This is a genomic window from Pantoea sp. CTOTU46764, from assembly GCF_031974595.1.
In the GTDB taxonomy this organism is placed as follows: Bacteria; Pseudomonadota; Gammaproteobacteria; order Enterobacterales; family Enterobacteriaceae; genus Pantoea; species Pantoea trifolii.
This window is the reverse complement of the sequence record NZ_DALYOQ010000060.1, coordinates 1-279: the sequence shown is the minus strand read 5'-3', so window position 1 is coordinate 279 and position 279 is coordinate 1. Positions and strand designations below refer to the sequence as shown.

The window sequence follows — 279 nt, the reverse complement described above, 5'->3', positions numbered from 1 at the left end:
GCTGAACATGCCAACCGGCGGACGGGAGGGTCATCCGTTGGCGCTGGTCGGCGTGACGTATGTGCTGTCGACGCTGGATCGTAACCTGCTGCTCAACGCCGGCACTTTGCGGCCAACGCGCGCCATTCTGCCGCCGGGCACGGTGATGAACTGCGAAGCCCCGGCGGCGGTCGGCATGCGCTCGCTGACTTGCGCGCTGTCGCAAATCGCCACGCTCGGCGTATTTTCACAGGCAATCCCCGATCGCTTACCGGCCAATTCGCCGGGCGGTAACTCGAT

Annotated in this window: 1 protein-coding gene; it reads left to right on the top strand. The window is 65.2% G+C overall.

Annotation, left to right across the window (positions count from 1 at the left end; all coding sequences use genetic code 11):
* The coding region (locus tag RTM06_RS17240; RefSeq protein WP_312183840.1) for a hydantoinase B/oxoprolinase family protein at nucleotides 1-279 on the top strand (279 nt) is incomplete at both ends.